This is a genomic window from Acidimicrobiia bacterium, assembly GCA_016650365.1.
In the GTDB taxonomy this organism is placed as follows: Bacteria; Actinomycetota; Acidimicrobiia; order Spongiisociales; family JAENVV01; genus JAENVV01.
On record JAENVV010000100.1, the window covers coordinates 1 to 5,120 of the forward strand.

General features: G+C 59.9%; 4 protein-coding genes. 2 read left to right on the plus strand and 2 right to left on the minus strand.

Annotated features, from left to right (window positions below; translation table 11 throughout):
- Positions 1 to 117: 117 nt before the first annotated feature.
- Positions 118 to 912, plus strand: a complete 795-nt coding sequence (locus JJE47_05820; GenBank protein ID MBK5266936.1) for a TIGR03084 family protein — start codon at positions 118 to 120, stop codon at positions 910 to 912.
- A 129-nt stretch (positions 913 to 1,041) separates the two neighbouring features.
- Entirely contained in the window at positions 1,042 to 3,633 is a 2,592-nt protein-coding gene (locus JJE47_05825) for a UPF0182 family protein (GenBank protein ID MBK5266937.1), read from the plus strand.
- A gap of 18 nt (positions 3,634 to 3,651) precedes the next feature.
- Here JJE47_05825 and JJE47_05830 read toward each other — a convergent pair whose 3' ends face one another.
- Both JJE47_05830 and JJE47_05835 read right to left on the minus strand, forming a co-directional pair.
- Positions 3,652 to 4,383 carry an ABC transporter ATP-binding protein gene (locus JJE47_05830; protein ID MBK5266938.1) on the minus strand — a complete coding sequence of 244 codons (732 nt, stop codon included), beginning with the start codon at positions 4,381 to 4,383 and terminating at the stop codon, positions 3,652 to 3,654.
- The coding region (locus JJE47_05835; GenBank protein ID MBK5266939.1) for an ABC transporter permease at positions 4,380 to 5,120 on the minus strand (741 nt) is incomplete at its 5' end. The genes JJE47_05830 and JJE47_05835, both read right to left, overlap by 4 nt.

The following is a 5,120-nucleotide window of genomic DNA, read 5'->3' on the forward strand; positions in this document are numbered from 1 at the left end:
ATTCCCGGGATGTCCATGAGGCTAACCCAGCCCGGATCAGGAACAGCCGTGACTGCGGGGTTTGTCGAACGGTAGGTCCGGCAGGCACAATGGGAGACCCGTAGGGATGGATTGTGAATGGACGTCAGCCGGATCCGTACTGACCTGATTGCCGAACAGCAGGCATTGGACGAGATCGTGTCGGGCCTGGACTCTGAACAATGGTCGAGTGCCACCCCGAGTCCTCGTTGGTCTGTTGCCGACCAGATCGGTCATCTGGCGTACTTTGATCATTCGGCTGTCGTGGCGATTACCGATCCCCAACGCTTCTCGAGCCTCCTGGGAGAGCTGTTCTCGGTCGCCGGTGGAGGGGACGAAGCGATTGATGAGCTGACGTTGGGCGGCTACAGGCAGATGCCATCGAGCGACCTGCTGGAGGCGTGGCGCGCCAACCGCGAGTCGCTGGCGGCCGCCTCAGCCGGACTCACCAATGATCAGCGGGTGAACTGGTATGGGCCGTCGATGAGTTCAAGGTCGTTCCTGACGGCTCGCCTCATGGAGACCTGGGCCCATGGCCAGGATATCGTTGACACGGTTGGCGTCGGCCGTCCGGCGACTGATCGGTTGCAGCACATCGCCCAGCTCGGATTCATCACCCGGGCGTGGTCATACACCAATCGGGGGCTTCAGGTGCCGTCCGAGCCGGTTCGGGTGGAGTTGTTGTCGCCGTCCGGCGAACCGTGGTTCTACGGACCAGAGGGGGCAGCCGAATCGGTCGAAGGGTCTGCCGAAGACTTCTGTCTTGTGGTCACGCAACGCAGACATGTCGATGACACCACACTGACGGTGACGGAACTGGGTCGCGATTGGCTCGAAAAAGCCCAGGCGTTCGCCGGTCCATCAACCGATGGTCCGAAGGCCCGCTTTCCGTAGAGCTTGTCGCTCAAGCCTTCAACCGGTGGCTGATTGAGTTCGGCAACCCCTGCGACGATGCGGCAACCCCAAATCATGCCTAATCTGCATCAGATCGTCACCCGACCAAGTGCTCCTCCTTTCCCAATAGTGGCGTGGTTAGAACGCCGCACCACCCCGCAACGCCGCCTGGGTGCCGGGCTGATAACCCTCGTCTTGCTGGCATTCGTAATCCGTCGGGTTGCTCACATGGCACTTGATATGTGGTGGTTTGATACGGTTACGACTGCCTCCGTCTGGTCGACCGCGGTCCGCGCCCAGCTCACCCTGGCGGGGTTGGCGCTGGTCGTTGCCGGCGCGATTCTGCTTCCGACCGCCTGGTCGGCGTATCGAATGACACCGGCCCCGGAGAACTTTCCCAACCGGCTGGTTGTCAGGTACCGGCAGCGGATGGGAGCCGGCCACCGGTGGCTGCTGTTCGGTGTGGCGATGTTGGTGGTTCTGCGCGACTCCTGGGATGCGATGGGGCTGTGGAAGCCATGGCTGCTGTTCATACATGGTCCCAACCTGGGTCAGGACGTGTCACACATCGGGTGGGACCTCGGATACCATCTGTTCCGTCTCCCGTTCCTTACCGTGGCCAGCGGTTGGCTCCGGCAGGTGTTGCTGATAGCCGGCGGAATCGCCCTTGTCGGGTACATCGCCAATGGGGCTATCAAGATTCCGCGTGAGGGCAAGCGCTCGTCGCCGCGAGCTCTGAGGCACCTGGGTTTGATCGCAGCTGGATACGCCGTCACTCAGGCGCTCACCTACCTGTTCGTTCAATGGCCCGCCAATGGAACCAACCAATATGGTGCTTTTGACGGTCCGGGTTTCACCGAATTGAAGGTGGTCGTTCCGTCGCTATGGGTGATGGCCCTGGTGGCTGTTGGAGTCGCCGCCCTCCTGCTCTACGGGGTAAGAAAGTCCCAATGGCGACCGGCCCTGGTTGGGTTGGCCGTGTGGGGATCTCTCCAAGTCGCACTTCTTTGGGTCCTTCCGGCGCTGGTTACCTGGTTGGTGGTCATGCCAGCCGAAGGCGAACGTCAATTGCCATACATTGCAGACAATCTGGAAGCCACCATCGCCGCGTATGGCCTCGGGTCGGTCGAACACGTCTCGGAATCGTTTGCTGACGGACTCGATGGCCCACCAGGGTCATCGCTTGAATCCGACCTTAAACGGATCCCGCTGCTGAACGAGGATCAGATGGTGGCGCCGCTACAAGTCCTGATGGGAACGACGGCCACGCGGATTAAGGACGTCGACCTTGATCGGTACGAGATCGATGGGGTTCTCAGGCCTGTCTTGATCGCGGCCCGGAACTCCAGTCGGACGGATCTCCCCGAGAAGGGCTGGGTGCAGTTCCATCTCGTCTACACCCATGGTGATGGAGTGATCGCCGTTCCGGCCGATGTCATGGCCGCTGATGGTCGGCCAGATTTGGCTGCTCTGGCCGAAATAGTGGTGGCCGAACGACCCGAATTGTATTTTGGTGAGGATCTTGCCGGTTGGTACGCCATTGTCGGCACCAACCGCACCGAGGTGGGGGGCGTCGCATTCGAGGGCGGTACCGGGATCCCCCTCACGAGCCTATGGCGTCGACTGACTCTCGGTCTGACTGTCGGTGAGATCGAACCCGTTGTGTCTTCGGAATTGACAGACGACTCTCAGTTGTTGTATCGGCGCGACATTCGTGAACGTTTGTCGGCGCTTGCCCCGTTCTTGTCTTTCGATTCGAACCCCTACCCAGTGGTCGCAGACGGGGCAATCACGTGGATCGTTGATGGATATACCAGCTCGAATACGTACCCACATTCCCAGTTCGCTCGCTTGGTAGGACTCCCGGCGACAAGCGGGATGTCCGGACGGGCTTTCAACTATATGCACGCTTCTGTGAAGGCAACCGTCGACGCATACGATGGAAGTGTCCACCTGTATCGGACCGAGGTGGGCGGTGCCGATGACCCGATTCTGGATGCCTGGTCTTCGATCTTTCCTGGCCTGGTCGAGCCAATATCGAACATGCCGGGTTCGTTGCGGGATCATCTGCTGTATCCCCATGACCTCCTGACGGTTCAGACGTCGATGCTGGGGCGCTATCACGTGTCGGACGCCGAGACCCTCTTCAATGGCTCGGACAGCTGGGCGGTTAGCGCGTCCGCTGGCGACGGTGTGGCCCGTGCCTCGGGCACGGCGGTCTCCGCCCCGGTCGTCCCCGCACCGTCAGTGTCGCTTTTCATGCCCGAGTCGGAACCGCTCGCCGGGCACTGGGTGGCGATACGCCCGTATGGGGTTGGTTCGGCAGGCAATGCGAACGCGGCTCGAAATGAGCTGTCGGCTTTGGCCATTGCCGATCACGACAATCCTGAGAACCTCCGGTTGGTTCGAATCGAAGTGGCTCCTGGCCGACCGGTGTCCGACCCCAGAGTGGCCCAGGCGGCCATCGATACCGACCGGGACCTGGCGGCGCTGTTTACGCTGCTCAACGCCAACGGATCTGCGGTCCAATTCGGTCCGATGACGCCTATTCCTGTTGAAGGGGCGCTGGTATGGGTTCGATCCATTGTTGTCATCGGCACGGCTGACGCTACCGCTCCGAGACTATATGGTGTAGCGGCTGTCTCGAATGGGTCAGTTGGTCAAGCGGATTCGGTGCCCGAGGCGCTGAAGGTGGCAGTGGAGAAACTCGGCCTGGACTAGCCCCTGAGGCGCCGCCAGTTAACTGGCGAAAGCTTCATATTTGGAGATGACCCGATCGGGCGGCCCGTCGGCTTTGAGACGGCCTTGCTCGAGCCAGATCACCCGGGAGCACATCGAAGACACTTCAGGCAGGGAGTGGCTGACAAAGAGCAGTGTCCCCGCTTCGCCCAAAAGTGAGTTGATTCGTTCGCGCGATTTGTGCTTGAAAGCCTGGTCGCCAACCGACAAAGCTTCGTCGATGAGCAGGATTTTCGGACGGACCGAGGTGGCGATGGCGAAATGGAGCCTGGCGCGCATCCCGGATGAATATGTCTTGAAGGGACGGTCGAGTGCTTCGCCCAGTCCGGTAAATTCGGCAATTTCGGGCGTGAGGATGTCCACCTCGTCAGAGGACATCCCGAGGGCAAGAAGGCCGATGCGGATGTTTGTGTACCCGTTGGCACCCAACATCAGGGTCGCACCCACGCCCAACAGCTTTGGTTCGTCCGAGACGAGGATGTCGCCCGACGTTGGCGGCAGCAGCCCTGCGATGGCTGAGAGCAGTGTCGACTTACCCGATCCATTCGATCCGATTATCCCGACTGCTTCTCCTACCGCCACGTCGAAGGTGATCCCTTTTAGGGCTCTGACCAGTCGCCGGCCGGTACCCTCGCGTTTCACCAACCGTTCGAGGATCGCCGCCCGGCGATCCTCATAAATCTCGTAGTCGAGGTACAGATCTCGAACGCTTATGGACAGTGAGTCGCTCATGCGCGGCCATATCTCCACTCGACCGCTTTGAAGTAGCGGAAGCCGAACCACAACACCAGGAATGGAATCGCGGCCGCTACCAAAAGGTAACTACCGGTGACTGTCGTGCCGAGCAAAACCCACCTGTACAGATCGATGATCCGCGCCAACGGATTGAGACTGAACACGGCAACGAGCCACGGACGTCCATCGAGGCCTGAGAGTATTAGTTCGAGCGGGAACATCACACCTGACAAGTACATCAGCAAGCGGAACACGAATGGAAGGATTTGTTGGATGTCTTTGAATGTGTCATTGAGTCGTGCCGCGATCAGTGCGCCACCGAGATTCAACGCAGTGTGCGCGACCAACACAAACGGGAGAAGTAACCACCGTCGTGAGAAACCGACACCTCCCAGCAGCACCATTGCAATGAGTAGGGCGATTTCGATCCCGAAGCTGAAGAGTTGGCTGATCACGACAGAGACGGGGAGTAGGGCTCTGGGGAATTTGATGGCTCTGATCAACCCGGTGTTGTTGGTGATCGCATTGGCCCCGCCCAGGACTGTTTTTGACGTCAATTGGAAGGCAAAGACCCCCATGGTGAGCCAGAGCAGGAAGTGATCGACTCCCCGGTTGACTTCGAATATCACACCGAAGATGAGGTAATAAACGGCCACGAACAGCAAAGGGTTACCAAGATGCCATACGTTGCCGAGCAGCGTGGTCTGGTGGGTGGTGCGGAGTTGCTGCAGGGG